Below are 14,163 nucleotides of genomic sequence, written 5' to 3'. Positions count from 1 at the left end.
GCGAGCGTTTTGTTTCAGACCCGTAATTGAGTGTGAGGGCTATTCTTCGGGTTCCTCATCCCCCTGATCGGCGATCCAGGCGACGCTGACAACCACTTCGCCTTTGCCGGTGTTGAAGACTTTCACACCGCCAGCCGAGCGGGAGCGGAAGGAAATGCCGTCGACCGGCACGCGGATCGATTGGCCTTTGGACGTTGCCAGCATGATCTGGTCGTCGATCTCAACCGGGAAAGAGGCCACCAGTTCGCCGCCGCGCATGGCCTTGTCCATGGCCGCGACGCCCATGCCACCGCGTCCGCGTACCGGATAGTCGTGGCTGGAACTCAGCTTACCGGCCCCACCTGCCGTTATGGTCAGGATCAGATTTTCGGCGGCTGACATCTCGGCGTATTTCTCCTGACTGAAATCGCTGCTTGCTGCGGCTTCCTCATCATCACCGGCTTCATCTTCGGTAAGTCCCGCAACCGCGCGGCGCATTTTAAGATACGCGACACGATCTTCGGGGGTCGCTTCGAAATGGCGGATCACGGACATCGAGACCACACGGTCGCCGTTGGTCAGCCTGATCCCCCGAACACCAGTGGACTCGCGCGAGTTGAAGACGCGCACGTCGGTGGTGCGGAAGCGGATCGCACGGCCGGAATTGGTGACCAGCATCACGTCTTCGTCTTCCGAGCAGATGCGGGCGTTTACCAGTTCAACGCCTTCGGGCAGCTTCATTGCGATTTTGCCGTTGCGGCGGACATTGGTGAAATCCGACAGGCGGTTGCGGCGCACGTCACCGGCGCTTGTCGCAAACACGATCTGCAGGTTTTCCCACTCTTCATCCGGCACATCGACCGGCATGATCGCCGCGATGGAAACCCCGGTCGGGATAGGCAGGATGTTGACGATCGCCTTGCCCTTGCCGGTGCGGCTGGACTGCGGCAAGCGCCAGGTCTTGAGCTTGTAGACCATGCCTTCGGTGGTGAAGAACAGCAGTTGGGTATGTGTGTTCGCTACGAAGAGGTTGGTAACGACATCCTCTTCCTTCGTCTGCATCCCCGAAAGGCCCTTGCCACCGCGTTTCTGGGCACGAAAATCTGCCAGCGGGGTTCGCTTGATGTAGCCGCCAGACGTGACGGTCACGACCATATCTTCCCGCTCGATCAGGTCTTCGTCTTCCATATCGCCCGACCAGTCGACGATTTCGGTGCGACGCGGTACTGCGAATTGCTCGCGGACGTTGCGCAGCTCATCACCGATGATCGACATGATGCGCTCGCGCGAGGACAGAATATCCAGGTATTCCTTGATCTTGGCGGCCAATTCTTCCAGCTCGTCGGTGACCTCTTTCACGCCAAGTTGGGTCAGGCGTTGCAGGCGAAGGTCAAGAATCGCGCGGGCCTGAACCTCGGTCAGGTTATAGGTCCCGTCGTCGTTCATCTTGGACAAAGGATCGTCGATCAGGCGCAGATAGCCTTCGATCTCGGATGCAGGCCAGCGGCGGGTCATCAGCTTTTCGCGTGCCTCAGCCGCATCAGCTGACGAACGGATGGTGGCAACCACTTCGTCCACGTTCGAAACGGCAACAGCCAGGCCACACAGGATATGGCTACGTTCGCGCGCCTTGCGCAGGTCATAAGCAGTGCGGCGGGCCACCACGTCTTCGCGGAAGTCGATGAACGATGTCAGGAACCGGCGCAGCGTCAGCTGCTCGGGCCGACCGCCATTTAGGGCCAGCATGTTGCAGCCGAACGAGGTTTGCATTGGTGAGAAGCGGAAAAGTTGATTCAGAACCACTTCAGGCGTGGCGTCCCGTTTCAGTTCCACCACGACACGCACGCCGTTGCGGTCGGACTCGTCCTGTACGTGGCTGACGCCTTCGATACGTTTCTCGCGAACGGCTTCGGCGATCTTTTCGATCATCGCAGCCTTGTTCACCTGGTAGGGAATCTCATCGACCACAATGGCGTAACGGTCTTTGCGGATCTCTTCGACGCGGGTTTTGGAGCGGATTATCACGCTGCCGCGCCCCTCAAGGTAGGCTTTGCGCGCGCCAGACCGGCCCAGCATCACGCCACCGGTCGGAAAGTCAGGGCCAGGGACGTATTCGATCAGTTGTTCGGACGTAAGGTCCGGATCGTCGATCAGCGCCAGCGTGGCATCGACCACTTCGCCCAGGTTGTGCGGCGGAATGTTCGTGGCCATACCAACCGCGATACCACCGGCACCATTGACCAGCATGTTCGGGAACCGGGCGGGCAGGACCGTTGGTTCGCGGTCTTTGCCGTCATAGTTGTCCTGAAAATCGACCGTCTCTTTTTCGATATCGGCCAGCAGGGCGGCGGCGGGTTTGTCCATCCGCACTTCGGTATAGCGCATGGCCGCCGGGTTATCGCCATCCATCGAACCAAAGTTGCCCTGACCATCCAGCAAGGGCAGGGACATCGAGAAATCCTGCGCCATCCGCACCAAAGCGTCATAAATCGCGCTGTCGCCGTGCGGGTGGTACTTACCCATCACGTCGCCAACCGGACGGGCCGACTTGCGGTAGGCCTTGTCATGGGTGTTCCCGGTTTCGTGCATGGCGTACAGGATGCGGCGGTGAACCGGTTTCAGCCCATCACGCAGATCGGGGATCGCGCGGCTGACAATGACCGACATGGCATAATCCAGATAGGACGTGCGCATTTCGGATTCGATGGACACCGTCGGACCGTCATAGACGGGGCGCTCGGGCGGTGTTTCATCCATGTTTTCGGGGATTTCTGGCGTATCGCTCACGTAAACTGCCCGTGCTTTGTTCTGGGTCTATATATTGTGGGTACACCTTATCAGACCTGGCACATAAGGTGCAAGCAAGCAACGATTTCCCCTGTAAAAAACACTCGTAACATCCGAGTAACATATTGTTAACTAAGGATTAGGGCGTTTGCGTGTTAGGCTCAAGAGACCTTGCAACAAACCGGAGGTCTGCATGAAGCCAAGTGAAACCGAATTGATGCTTAAAGGCTACGGTCTGACAACGGCGGAATTCTTCTACCATATGCCCGACTATATCCATGTCTTGAACACGTTCATCTGGCAGGACTACGACCTTGCGCCGGATCATCCGAAACTGTTCGAGTTCATCGACTTTTGGCAGCGGGAAATCGAAGGACCGCTGCATTCCGTCAAGTTCACCCACCGCAAAATGATTGCCCCGGGGGAGTGGCGCAACATGGTTGGCGAATTTCGCGTGAACTGAGCAGTTGGCCAAGTTTGCCTGAACGTCGATTACCCGTTCTCATTTGAGACAAGTCGGGTAAGGTGGCCGCCAATATGTAGGCGTCACAGGAAAACACGTTATGACAAGAGCCTTGTTTCTTGCTGCAGCGCTTTGCGTGAGTAGCCCTGTTTCTGCGGAAGGCGTTTTGGACAAGATCAAGAAAGGCGCCGAGAGCGTTGGGAATACCATCGACAAAGGTGCAGCGGCAGTCGATGACACCATCAGTTCCACTTCGGAGCTGTTATCAAATGAGGCAACACCGGAAGAAACGCGTGCCAAGCTTGACGCTATGGCAGGCGATATCCTGGATCAGTTGATGGCGGAAAACCCCGAAGCGCAGTCTCTCTATGACATCAGCGCCGGATATGCGGTGTTCGACTCTCGCAAGGTTACGGTATTTCCCGTGTCCGCGGGTTATGGCAGGGGCGTCGCGGTGTCGAAAGACACGGGGCAGCATACTTATATGAACATGGGGACGGGCGGTGTTGGCGGTGCCATCGGCATTGGTGGCTTCGAGACCAAATTCGTGATCCTGTTCGAAACCCAAGCAGATTTGGATAAGTTCATAACCCAAGGCTATGACGCGACTGCGGAAACAGGGGCTATGTATGGCGAGGACAAAACGGGTGAAACCCTGCGCTTTACTGACGGACGCTCGTTCTTTGTTCTCAACAAGAAGGGGTGGCGCGTGTCCGCCGGCGCATCCGGCACGAAGTTCTGGAAATCGCCTGAACTGAACTGATCAGCCAGAACAGCTGGCCCCACCCAAGACGCAGAACTTGGCGCAATGAGGGTGATTCAGGTGAACATCGGCCTCGGCCTCGGCCAGAGTATGGCCCATCTCAAACTCCGGCTCGTAAGGCAGTAGGGTGCACGCCAGCACGGCAGGTTTTGCGGCCCCCTTGCGTTTTACCACCATACGGGCGCTGGCGCACATGACGGCGTCGGGGGATTTGTTCAGAATTCCCCAGCAAGCGGTGGTGATTTCGGGCACTTCCACAGTTTCGTCCATCTCAGGGAACAGAACTGTCTGAGCCGGGTTTTGCGGGTCAATGTCAAAGCCGTGCTCGGCAAAAAATTTGGCATAGCCCAAACGGCTTTCCGCATCTGAATCTCCCCAGACGGTACGCCCGGCGATAGCCATGTTGAAACCATGGTCGCGCAACCATTCCATCCCGGCGACGGTTTTGTCGAAACTGCCGTCGCCGCGCTCTTCATCGTGCAGCGCCGGGCGGAAGTGATCGACGGAAACGCGCAGAGTCAGCTTGTCGCCGAAATCCTTCTGCAATGCCAGCAACCCGTCGCGCATTTTGCGGCGCATCATCGGTGCCATTGCGTTGGTCAGGATCAACACCTCATATCCACGTTCCAGAGCGGCGCGCGTCATGTCGATCATGTCAGGATTCATGAAAGGCTCACCGCCGGTAAACCCGATTTCGCGTACCGGCCAGTTGCGGGCTTCGATCTGATCCAAGTAGTCACGCACTTCGTCCGCGGTGATGTAAACCAAAGCGTCATTGGTCGGGCTGCTGGCAATATAGCAGTTTACGCATTCGATATTGCACAGAGTGCCTGTATTAAACCATAGGGTCTCGGGTCGTGTGAGGGAAACCGTTGCGCGGGTCTGGCCGTCAGCTGTCACCGATTTGTTTTGAAACTTGCCGATATTGGCAAGGTGAGGGGCGTTGTCTTTCATTCCCGCATCCGGTTCTTTGAAGTCGTCAGACTGATCTAGCCCTTTGTCGTGAATTTGGTAAGGGTGGCGCGGCAGTTCTGACAGAGTTTTGATCAGTATGATTTCTTGACGTATGATTGCGCTAACATTGGACATGCCGAATGGGGCAAGGTAAGGACAACTCATGGTTTCTCGCGTCATACCTGTAGATCCCTTTGATCTGATTATTTTCGGCGGCACCGGTGATCTGGCGCAGCGCAAGATCCTGCCTGCGCTCTACCGTCGTTTTTGCGCCGGGCAATGGCATGAGGATGCGAAGATTATCGCAGCAGCGCGTGCAGGCCATTCCCCAGAAGAATTTCGCCAAATGGTCACAGAGTCGCTTCACCAGCACGCTGCGGTCCGGGCCGCGGATTCGCGGGCACTGACCCGATTCCTACAACGGGTCGACTATGTCCCGCTGGATGCGATGTCGGCTGAAGGCTGGGATTTGCTGGGCGAAAAATTGGCACCCAACCGGGTTCGCGCGTTTTACTTCTCGGTTGGTCCCAGCTTGTTCGGACCACTGGCCGAGCGGGTCCGGGCCTATGATTTGGCAACGGAAGATACTCGCATCGTGGTCGAGAAACCGTTTGGGCATGATCTGGACAGTGCGCGAGACCTGAACGCCACACTGGCTGCGCATTTTGATGAAAGTCAGATTTATCGGATCGACCACTATCTGGGCAAGGAAACCGTCCAGAACCTGATGGCTGTGCGGTTTGGCAATATGCTGTTCGAACCGCTATGGAACAGCCAGTATGTCGACCATATCCAGATCACGGTTGCGGAAACCGTCGGAATCGCAGGGCGGGAAGAATACTATGAACGTGCGGGTGCGATGCGCGACATGGTGCAGAACCACCTGATGCAACTGCTTTGCCTGATTGCGATGGAACCTCCGGCAAAGTTCGATCCTGACGCGGTGCGGGATGAAAAGCTCAAGGTAATCCGGGCGCTTGATCCGGTTGAACCGCATCACATCGTGCGGGGCCAGTTTGCGGCAGGGCCGGATGGGCCGGGATACCGCGACTGTGTTGGCAACCCACGCTCGACAACCGAAAGCTATGTGGCGCTAAAAGCCCACATCAGCAATTGGCGGTGGGCGGGTACGCCGTTTTACCTGCGCACGGGCAAACGGCTGGTGGCACGCTCGTCGGTGATCAACGTATTGTTCAAGGACGCGCCGCATTCGATTTTCGGGGAAGAGGCCGGGCGTCACGCCAATGCGTTGTCTATCCGGTTGCAACCTAACGAGGGGATCACGTTGAAGGTAACGATCAAAGAGCCGGGCCCGGGCGGGATGCGCCTGATCGACGTGCCTTTGGACATGAGTTTTGCCGAAGCACTTGGGCCTGAAAATCAGGACCCTCCGGATGCTTACGAACGTCTCGTGATGGATGTGATCCGGGGCAATCAGACCCTGTTTATGCGCGGGGACGAGGTTGAGGCCGCCTGGGCCTGGACCGATCCGATCATCGCCGGATGGCTGGCGCGCGGAGACGTGCCGAAACCTTATGACAGCGGCAGCACAGGGCCGGGCGACGCCGAGCTGCTGATGAAACGGGACGGTCGCCGCTGGCAAGGAATTAAGCCATGAACATTCAGGAATATGCCGATCGGGAAATGCTTGCCATCGATGTGGCAAACGCCTTGGCGGGTGAGCTTGAGGCCGCACTGCTGCATCACGACACGGTTGCGCTGGCCGTTCCCGGTGGGACAACCCCGGGGCCGGTGTTTGACAGCCTGTGCGCCGCTGATCTTGAGTGGGACCGCGTGCGTGTTTTGCCAACGGATGAACGCTGCGTGCCAGCTGATCATGAACGCTCGAACGAGCGTCTGATCCGGGAGAGACTTCTGACCAACCGGGCGTCGGTTGCGCAGTATATCCCGCTATACGTACCTAGTGCTGAGCCTGAGGCGGCTTTGCCGGAGATCGAATCCTTGATCGCGCCGGTACTGCCCTTGGCGGTTCTCGTGCTTGGGATGGGCGAAGACATGCACACGGCCTCGTTGTTCCCGGGAATGGTCGGTCTGTCCGAGGCCCTGGATAGCCACGCGCCAACCCTGACTGTTGCCCGGACCGATGTGCAACCAGAGGCTCGTATTTCCATGACGGCCCCCGTGCTGGATGGGGCTTTGTCGAAACATCTGATCATCTACGGACAGGCGAAACGCGACGTATTGGAAAAGGCCATGTCGATGCCTCCGGAAGAGGCGCCAATCGCCGCTGTTCTCAGTGGCATGACGGTCCATTGGGCGGAGTGAGGCAATGCAACTAGATGTTTTGAAGACGCTTGCGACAACCGAACGCCGTATCGTCGATCTGTTTGCAGAGGATGCAACCCGGGCAGGGGTGTTTTCGGCCGCAACCGGTGACATGTTGTTCGACTATTCCAAAACGCAGATCGATGACGCGGTGCGCAACGCACTCATACAATTATGTGAAGACGCCGGGTTGGCAGCGCGACGCGACGCTATGTTTGCCGGGAAAAAGATAAACGAAACAGAAGGTCGCGCAGTGCTGCACACCGCTCTGCGTAACCTTGATGGCGGGCCGGTCGAAGTGGACGGTCAGGACGTCATGCCCGAGGTTCTGGACACGCTGCAAAGGATGCGTGTGTTTGCCGAGGAAGTGCGCGGCGGTGCCGTTGCAGGGGCAGGAGGCAGTTTTACTGATGTGGTGAATATCGGAATAGGGGGATCTGACCTTGGTCCGGTGATGGCCACGCACGCACTGGCGCCTTATCACGATGGACCGCGGGTGCATTACGTCTCGAACGTGGATGGGGCCCAAATCGCTGATACATTACGCCAGTTGGACCCGACACGGACGCTGGTGATTGTCGCCTCAAAAACCTTCACCACAATCGAAACGATGACCAATGCGCGCACGGCCCGCGCCTGGATGACCGAGGGTGGGGGTGATCCATCCCGCCAGTTTGCCGCTGTGTCGAGCGCTCTGGACAAGACGCAGGCGTTTGGTATCCCCGAGGCGCATGTGTTCGGTTTTGCCGATTGGGTCGGCGGGCGCTATTCGGTTTGGGGTCCGGTCGGTCTGCCGGTCATGATTGCCGTCGGTTCGAATGCGTTCGATGCGTTTCTGCGCGGTGGGCAGGCGATGGATCTGCATTTCCGCTCGGCAGATTGGGCGGAAAACATGCCTGTGATGCTGGCGCTGGTCGGTATTTGGCATCGTCAGGTTCTGGATCACACCAGTCGTGCGGTGCTGCCCTACGATCAGCGACTGCTACGACTGCCAGCGTATTTCCAGCAACTAGAAATGGAATCGAATGGTAAATCCGTCGCGATGGATGGATCATCCCTGACCATTCCTTCGGGGCCCGTGGTTTGGGGCGAGCCCGGCACCAATGGCCAGCATGCTTTCTATCAGCTGATCCATCAGGGCACGGATGTCATTCCCTGCGAGTTCATGGTCGCGGCCGAGGGGCACGAACCCGAGCTGACCCATCATCACCGTCTGCTTTTGGCCAACTGTCTGGCGCAGTCCGAAGCTTTGATGCGCGGCCGCTCTCTCGATGAAGCCCGTGAACGCATGGCGGAAAAGGGGTTGCAAGGCGAAGACTTGGATCGGCAGGCCCGACACCGGGTGTTCCCGGGTAACCGCCCGTCCACAACCCTGATCTATCCGAAACTCACTCCGTTCGTGCTGGGGCAGATTATTGCGCTTTATGAGCACCGTGTGTTTGTCGAGGGCGTTCTGCTGGGCATCAATTCCTTCGACCAATGGGGCGTGGAATTGGGCAAAGAGCTGGCCACTTCGCTTGGGCCAATCGTGGATGGCTCCGAGAGTGCCGAAGGCAAGGACGGTTCTACCGCAACATTGGTGGAATATGTACTGAAACACCGGGATTAACGGCTGTAGATGCAATCTGCCGCCATGGTGGGCTGCATTCTTTTATTGTCAGACAATTAAATGCTTGGCAGGGTTCCTTCCTAGGAAACGACTGGATTGACGCACAGGGCATACCCCTGGCTGTTAATGTCGGATGGAAAAAGGCTGAGGCCATCCAAGGCCTCGCCAAGGACGGGAGGATGTCCATGCTGGGACAGATGATGACGCAGCCGCTGCTGATTTCGTCACTGATCGATCACGCAGAGCGATACCATGGTGAAACAGAAATAGTTTCGGTCGAAACAGACGGAACGGTGACTGAAACTAACTGGTCCGAGATTGCAGTGAATGCCCGACAAATGGCATCGGCTTTGACGAATTTGGGGCTGGAGCCGCAGGACAGGATCGGGACGCTAGCCTGGAACAACCGACGGCATCTTGAGATCTATTTTGCCACCTCTGGCGCGGGCTATGTCTGCCACACGATCAATCCCCGCCTGTTCCCCGAGCAGCTGACCTTTGTCATCAACCACGCTCAGGACAGGGTATTGTTCTTTGATGCGACCTTCATTCCGCTGGTCGCTGCCTTGCACAGTTCTCTGACCGGAGTTCGGCATTTTGTCCTTATGGGGCCACGCAACCAAGAGGCTGCGGCCCAGATTCCCGATCTGAAATTCTATGACGAACTGATCGAGACCGGAGATGCGGGGTTCGCGTGGCCTGACCTGGACGAAAATACAGCGTCAAGCCTGTGCTATACCTCAGGGACGACCGGCAATCCGAAAGGCGTGCTGTATTCTCACCGATCAACCCTGTTGCACAGCTTTGCATCGAACACGAAGGACGTGATCGGTTATTCCGCTATGGATGTCGTGATGCCAGTGGTTCCGATGTTTCATGTCAATGCCTGGGGATCGCCTTATGCCTGCGCCATGTCGGGGTCTCGGCTTGTGTTGCCGGGGCCGGATCTACATGGCGAGGCGCTGGTCAATCTGATCGACACCTACGGTGTGACGTTGGCCATGGGCGTACCGACCATCTGGCAGGGCCTGCTGGCTCATGCCGCCAAATGCGGAACCGAACTCAAAAGCCTTGATCGGACTGTAATCGGCGGTGCTGCCTGCCCGCCGTCGATGATCGAAACGTTCCGCGAAACCTACGGCGTTGACACGGTTCACGCGTGGGGCATGAGCGAAATGAGCCCGTTGGGCACGACAAATTACCCATTGGCCAAACATCTGAAGTTGCCGCCGGAAGAGCAGCACATGATTCGCCTGAGCCAGGGGAGGCCCCCGTTTGGGGTTGAGCTGAAAATTGTGGACGAAGATGGGAATGATCTTCCGCATGATGGTGAAACTCAGGGGGATTTGATGGTGCGGGGTCATTGGGTCCTGGACAGCTACTTCCAGTTGCAGGATCAGGATTTGTTGCAGGATGGCTGGTTCGCCACCGGGGATGTCGCCACGTTGGACCGGGATGGCTACATGACCATTCGCGACCGATCCAAGGACATCATAAAATCTGGTGGGGAATGGATCAGCTCGGTCGAACTTGAGAACATCGCGGTGGCGCACCCTAAGCTTGCAACAGCCGCCGTCGTCGGCGTGCCGCATCCGAAATGGGACGAACGGCCTTTATTGGTTGCTGTGAAAGCCGACGGCGAAGAGCCAAGCGAAGAGGATTTGCTGACTTTCTTCGATGGAAAAATCGCCAAATGGCAGGTTCCGGACAAGGTCGTCTTTGTCGATGCGCTGCCGCTGAGCGCAACCGGAAAGGTTCTGAAACGCAAGCTACGGGCAGAGTTCGAGGACGCCATGACCAGGTAATTCTGCTGAATCGTGGGGATTTGGCTCCGGCGGTAGGGATCGAACCTACGACCAATTGATTAACAGTCAACTGCTCTACCGCTGAGCTACGCCGGAACGGTCCGCGCCGTATAGCAATCCGGTTTACCGGCGTCCAGAGGGTGCACGTGTTTTTTGAGCGAAAAATTTCGTCAGTATTCCAAAGAATCCCTGACAGTCAAAAAGAGCGCTTAGATAGGTGGAAATTGGCTCCGGCGGTAGGGATCGAACCTACGACCAATTGATTAACAGTCAACTGCTCTACCGCTGAGCTACGCCGGAACTGAGGCGCGTATAGCAACCCGGATTCCCGGCGTCCAGTGGTTAAGTACGCGAACCATAAAAAATTTTTTCTGCTTTAGCGAAGCCTGCGAAAAACGGAAGAAACTGATAGAGCGCCAACAGGTGACACTTTGTTTTTTCCCGTCAGATCAACGAGATGGGCAAAGACGTTTCGCTCTGCTGCTGGCAACAAAGCCGCAGGTGTGTCGGTGTAGATGTGTTCAGCCAGATGCCGTGCAGTCCCATCTGCATCCTCCAGAGCGTTCAGAATCTGCGCTTCGCGGGTTTGGCGGTGATGTATCAGCCAGTCCAGACGCTTGGCAGGGCTGGTGATCGGTGCACCATGGCCCGCGTGGAATACCGACCAGTCGCGTGCTCGTAGCCGATGGCAGGCGGTCATGAAGTCGGTCAGGTCACCATCGGGTGGCGAAACCAAAGAGCTGGCCCATCCCATGACGTGGTCCGCCGTGAAACAGGTGTCCTGCCAGGCCAAAGCAATGTGATTGCCCAGGTGGCCCGGTGTGTGAATAACCTCAAGCTGCCATCCGTCGCCCGAAATGAATTCGCCATCCGCCACTTCGACATCGGGGCGAAAGGCGGTGTCTATGCCTTCGCCACCTCCGGCCAATCCTTGCGCTGCGAGATCGGACATGACGGCACTGCGCCCGGATTCGGGTCCACCAAACGCAAAAACCCTTGCTCCTGTTCGGGCTGCCAATGGTGCGGCCAGTGGTGAATGATCCAGATGCGAGTGCGTTACTATGATGTGGCTGATCCGCTGACCCGGGTTCACCGCGCTCAGAATTGCGTCCAGATGAACTTCGCTTGCAGGGCCTGGATCGATGACTGCGATGTCGCGATCGCCCAGCAGATAGGTGTTGGTACCGCGATAGGTCATCGGGGACGGATTCGGCGCCAGAATACGACGTAAACCCGGCTGCAAGTCGACTGCCTCACCGAAAGGTGGATTGAAATCGTCAGATGCCTGCATTCTGTGCTCTTCCTCTTGTCCGGGCAGCCCGCTAGGTTTAGCGCATGTCCTCGCATTGGCTCAAACCCTATATGCCCCGCAGCCTGTACGCCCGGGCAGTGCTGATCCTGGTTTTGCCAGTGATCGTGTTGCTGTTGGTTGTGGGAATCGCTTTCCTTCAAAAACACCTGGAGGATGTGACTAGCCAGATGACCCGCGCAGCATCACGTGAAGTGATGCTGATCAGTACAATGATGGAGGGCGAGGAGACTCAGCGACAAGCGCTTTCGGTAGTTCGTCCTGATTTGCAAGCGCTTGAGATGAAAGCCAGGTTTCTGGATGCCAACGAAGAACCGATGATCGGCGCGCGACGGTGGTATGACTTCATAGCGCCTCAGGTCGAATCTGAGCTACGCGCGAGGTTGCCTGATCTGGTCGCCGTGGCCTTACCCAGCAGTAGAGAAGCCCGGGTTTATTTGAAAACGGATTTGGGATTGCTGCAGCTGACCTTTGACCGTCGCAGGTTGTCACCAGCGGCGCCGCACCAATTGATCGTTACGATGGTGTTCTTTGCAGTCATCATGACAACAATCTCTTTTTTGTACATGCGCAACCAATTGCGACCCATCACGCGTCTTGCCGATGCGGCTCAGGCATTCGGGCGGGGGCGAATCGTCCCCTATTCACCCAGCGGAGCCATAGAGGTTCGCGCGGCGGGTAACGCGTTTCTGGACATGCGGTCCCGGATCGAACGACAGATGGAGCAACGGACACTGATGCTGTCCGGGGTCAGTCATGACTTGCGAACACCCTTAACGCGTCTGAAGCTTGGCCTTTCGATGTTACCCGAAGACGAGGCCGCTCCGCTGCAAAAGGATGTGACGGAAATGCAGTCCTTGTTGGACGCGTTTCTGGATTTTTCACGCGGCGCAGCCGAGGGATCGCCGGAAGAGGTCCGGCCGGATGAGTTTCTCCGCCAAATCGTGGATGACGCAAAACGGGCCGGTCATCAGGTAGAATTGATTGAGGTCGAAGGGCAGGGGACAGCCATGCTGCGCCCCATGGCGATACGCCGAGCGGTCGAAAACCTTATTGGGAATGCCGTGCGCTACGGCAGCCGGGCTGAACTCAGCCTGTTCATGAATGCGAAATCGATGCGTATCCGCGTTGAAGACGACGGCCCCGGTATTCCGGCAGATCAACGTACTGAAGCGGTCAGGCCTTTCACGCGTCTTGACCCAGCGCGCAATCAGAATCAGGGCAGTGGCGTGGGCTTGGGCCTTGCTATCGTGGCGGATATCGCCCGTGCGCACGGTGGTACATTGCGTCTGGCGAAAAGCGAGCGTTTGGGCGGGCTGTGCGCGGATATTATCATCGGACGATAGGCCCTCATTATGTCTGTGTCTTGAATTCAATTTTGTTAATTTGTCTAGTCATGGCATCCTGTCCCCATATTTTTTTGATTTTTGGGGGATTAAGAGATGGTTTTCGCAGGATTTATTAAATTGGCTGAAAAGGGGTTCGTCGGGTGCGCGACAATGGCGGCTTTGCTGCCACTTTGGCAGTGGTATGACGAAACCGATGAACGACGAGTGGAACGCCTGACGGGCTTTATCGGGGCAGGTGATACATGCCTCAAGTGGTTGCGGTCCGATCTGGTCGAGTCGCTGGCTTCCGAGTTGTGGTACGCGTCAATGCGTGAAGTGGTAGAGGGTGACGAAGATCTGGCGCCGCTGCCAGTTCAGGCGCGCGCCAATATGGCGATTTTTTGCGCTGAAATGTTCGACTATTTGCAAAATGATTTTGGCAAGTTCGACGAGCCATATGCCTTTGATTATTACATGATGATCATGGACGCTTCCTACTGGACCGATCCTGCGGATTTCGAGACGTACTTGGCGACGGTTCATCGGGATCCAGAACTTTCAGGCAGTCATGAAAACTACAGCTTTGGCGGGCGCGATGGCTATTATTATGAGTGGCAAGTGACTCAGGAAGAGTTCGATGAGTATTTTGGGTTGGTTGAACCGAGCGAATGAGACCGCACGTTCGCTTGAAGGCGGTAATCGGTTGACCCAGGTGTTTCGGCGATGTGGTAGGCCCGGAGGGACTCGAACCCCCAACCAAAGCGTTATGAGCGCTCTGCTCTAACCAATTGAGCTACAGGCCCGCCTAGGCGCCTTGGGTATCACGGTGAACAGCCGCGTCAAGCCTGACCGTTGCAACAATCGCCACAATCGAATAACC

The 14,163-nt window shown here is 57.0% G+C and carries 11 protein-coding genes and 3 tRNA genes; 8 read left to right on the top strand and 6 right to left on the bottom strand.

Annotated elements, in window-relative coordinates; genetic code table 11:
- Positions 1-39 precede the first annotated feature (39 nt).
- On the bottom strand, positions 40-2,766 hold the full coding sequence (gene gyrA, locus ACR0K5_RS07485) for a DNA gyrase subunit A (protein ID WP_480629074.1): 2,727 nt from the start codon (positions 2,764-2,766) through the stop codon (positions 40-42).
- Between the two features lie 193 nt (positions 2,767-2,959).
- On the opposite strand from gyrA, the gene ACR0K5_RS07480 reads away from it, so the two are divergent.
- Together ACR0K5_RS07480 and ACR0K5_RS07475 are read left to right on the top strand one after the other, a co-directional pair.
- A complete protein-coding gene (locus ACR0K5_RS07480) occupies positions 2,960-3,229 on the top strand; it encodes an usg protein (RefSeq protein ID WP_171648414.1) in 270 nt (89 codons plus the stop codon).
- Between the two features lie 100 nt (positions 3,230-3,329).
- On the top strand, positions 3,330-3,992 hold the full coding sequence (locus ACR0K5_RS07475; protein ID WP_480629073.1) for a lipid-binding SYLF domain-containing protein: 663 nt from the start codon (positions 3,330-3,332) through the stop codon (positions 3,990-3,992).
- On the opposite strand, the gene ACR0K5_RS07470 is transcribed toward ACR0K5_RS07475, so the two are convergent.
- On the bottom strand, positions 3,993-4,946 hold the full coding sequence (locus ACR0K5_RS07470) for a radical SAM protein (protein ID WP_480629072.1): 954 nt from the start codon (positions 4,944-4,946) through the stop codon (positions 3,993-3,995).
- A 163-nt stretch (positions 4,947-5,109) separates the two neighbouring features.
- On the opposite strand from ACR0K5_RS07470, the gene zwf reads away from it, so the two are divergent.
- From zwf to ACR0K5_RS07450, 4 genes are all read left to right on the top strand, one after another.
- The gene (zwf, locus tag ACR0K5_RS07465; RefSeq protein ID WP_480629071.1) at positions 5,110-6,564 is read left to right on the top strand and encodes a glucose-6-phosphate dehydrogenase; all 1,455 of its coding nucleotides are present in this window, start codon (positions 5,110-5,112) and stop codon (positions 6,562-6,564) included.
- Positions 6,561-7,232 carry a 6-phosphogluconolactonase gene (gene pgl / locus ACR0K5_RS07460; RefSeq protein ID WP_480629070.1) on the top strand — a complete coding sequence of 224 codons (672 nt, stop codon included), beginning with the start codon at positions 6,561-6,563 and terminating at the stop codon, positions 7,230-7,232. Before zwf ends, pgl begins: the two co-directional genes overlap by 4 nt.
- 4 nt (positions 7,233-7,236) lie before the next feature.
- Positions 7,237-8,841 carry a glucose-6-phosphate isomerase gene (gene pgi / locus ACR0K5_RS07455; RefSeq protein ID WP_480629069.1) on the top strand — a complete coding sequence of 535 codons (1,605 nt, stop codon included), beginning with the start codon at positions 7,237-7,239 and terminating at the stop codon, positions 8,839-8,841.
- A 185-nt stretch (positions 8,842-9,026) separates the two neighbouring features.
- On the top strand, positions 9,027-10,646 hold the full coding sequence (locus tag ACR0K5_RS07450) for a long-chain-fatty-acid--CoA ligase (protein ID WP_480629068.1): 1,620 nt from the start codon (positions 9,027-9,029) through the stop codon (positions 10,644-10,646).
- Between the two features lie 21 nt (positions 10,647-10,667).
- Here ACR0K5_RS07450 and ACR0K5_RS07445 read toward each other — a convergent pair.
- From ACR0K5_RS07445 to ACR0K5_RS07435, 3 genes are all read right to left on the bottom strand, one after another.
- A tRNA-Asn gene (locus ACR0K5_RS07445) sits at positions 10,668-10,742 on the bottom strand.
- A gap of 129 nt (positions 10,743-10,871) precedes the next feature.
- Positions 10,872-10,946 (bottom strand) — tRNA-Asn (locus ACR0K5_RS07440).
- Between the two features lie 76 nt (positions 10,947-11,022).
- Positions 11,023-11,937, bottom strand: a complete 915-nt coding sequence (locus tag ACR0K5_RS07435; protein ID WP_480629067.1) for an MBL fold metallo-hydrolase — start codon at positions 11,935-11,937, stop codon at positions 11,023-11,025.
- 44 nt (positions 11,938-11,981) lie between these two features.
- On the opposite strand from ACR0K5_RS07435, the gene ACR0K5_RS07430 reads away from it, so the two are divergent.
- Together ACR0K5_RS07430 and ACR0K5_RS07425 are read left to right on the top strand one after the other, a co-directional pair.
- A complete protein-coding gene (locus ACR0K5_RS07430) occupies positions 11,982-13,301 on the top strand; it encodes an ATP-binding protein (protein WP_480629066.1) in 1,320 nt (439 codons plus the stop codon).
- Positions 13,302-13,397: 96 nt separating this feature from the next.
- A complete protein-coding gene (locus tag ACR0K5_RS07425) occupies positions 13,398-13,955 on the top strand; it encodes a hypothetical protein (protein WP_480629065.1) in 558 nt (185 codons plus the stop codon).
- A 54-nt stretch (positions 13,956-14,009) separates the two neighbouring features.
- On the opposite strand, the gene ACR0K5_RS07420 is transcribed toward ACR0K5_RS07425, so the two are convergent.
- Positions 14,010-14,086, bottom strand: a tRNA-Ile gene (locus ACR0K5_RS07420).
- Between the last annotated feature and the right edge of the window lie 77 nt (positions 14,087-14,163).

The organism is Ruegeria sp. AB9, assembly GCF_056542585.1.
This window is presented reverse-complemented; position numbering and strand designations above follow the sequence as displayed.